The sequence below is a fragment of the Paramagnetospirillum caucaseum genome (assembly GCF_000342045.1).
GTDB classification, from domain to species: domain Bacteria; phylum Pseudomonadota; class Alphaproteobacteria; order Rhodospirillales; family Magnetospirillaceae; genus Phaeospirillum; species Phaeospirillum caucaseum.
The window spans coordinates 1-1,147 of record NZ_AONQ01000172.1 but is presented as its reverse complement, the minus strand read 5'-3'; the positions used below and the strand labels follow the sequence as shown (position 1 = coordinate 1,147).

Below are 1,147 nucleotides of genomic sequence, written 5' to 3'. Positions count from 1 at the left end.
CCGGCCTTGACCACCGGGCGCTGCTCGCCGGCGCCCACCGCCAGGATGCAGCCCTGGGGCGGGTTGATGATGGCGGCGAAGTCCTTGATTCCGAACATGCCGAGATTGGAGATGGTGAAGCCGCCGCCCTGGAATTCCTCCGGCTTCAGCTTGCCGTCGCGGGCCTTTCCGGCCAGCGCCTTCATCTCGTTGGAAATCTCGGCCAGCCCCTTGCGGTCGGCGTGATGGACGATGGGGGTGATCAGGCCATTGGGCGTCGCCACCGCCACCGAGATGTCGATGTCGGTATAGCGCTTGATGGCCTCCTCGCCCCACGAGGCATTGGCGGCGGGAACCTTCTTCAAGGCCAGGGCCACGGCGCGAACCACGAAGTCGTTGACCGACAGCTTGTAGGCATCGGAGCGGCCGTTGAGGTCGGCCCGCACCTTCAACAGGGAATCCAGCTCGCAATCGATGCTGAGATAGAAGTGGGGAATGGTCGCCTTGGCCTCGGTCAGGCGCCGGGCGATGACCTTGCGCATGGAGGAATTGGGGATTTCCTCGAAGGCCGGCTCGAACGGGCTGGCGGCGGCGGGGGCCGGGGTGGCCTTGGGGGCCGGAGCCACGGCGGGCTTCGGAGCGGATGCGGGCGGGACGCCCGCGCTCCCCGACGCGATGGCGGCCTCCACGTCGGCCTTGACGATACGGCCGTGGGGGCCGGAGCCGGTCACCGCCGCCAGGTCCACCTTGCCGTCACGGGCGATGCGCCTAGCCAGCGGGCTGGCGAAGACGCGGCCAGCCACCTCATGCTCCCTCCCCCGGCTTTGCTGGGGGAGGGCTGGGGTGGGGGCCGGCGGCGCGGCGCCCACCCCCTCCCGGCCTCCCCCCGCGCCTTGCGCGGGGGGAGGAGGAGTGGAAATGGCCGAGGCATCCTCGCCCTCTTCCAGCAGCACGGCGATGGGCGTGTTGACCGCGACACCGGACGTGCCGCCGGCCACCAGGATCTTAGCCAAAACGCCTTCGTCGACGGCCTCGAACTCCATGGTCGCCTTGTCGGTCTCGATCTCGCACAGGATATCGCCGGACTTGACGGCGTCGCCCTCGGCCTTCAGCCAGCGGGCCACGGTGCCCTCGGTCATGGTCGGCGAGAGGGCGGGCATCAGGATTT

Annotated in this window: 1 protein-coding gene; it reads right to left on the bottom strand. The window is 69.4% G+C overall.

All coding sequences use genetic code 11. The annotated features are described in order from the left end of the window. On the bottom strand, window positions 1–1,145 hold a 1,145-nt coding region (locus H261_RS22850), incomplete at its 3' end, for a pyruvate dehydrogenase complex dihydrolipoamide acetyltransferase (protein WP_235063046.1). Window positions 1,146–1,147: the final 2 nt, after the last annotated feature.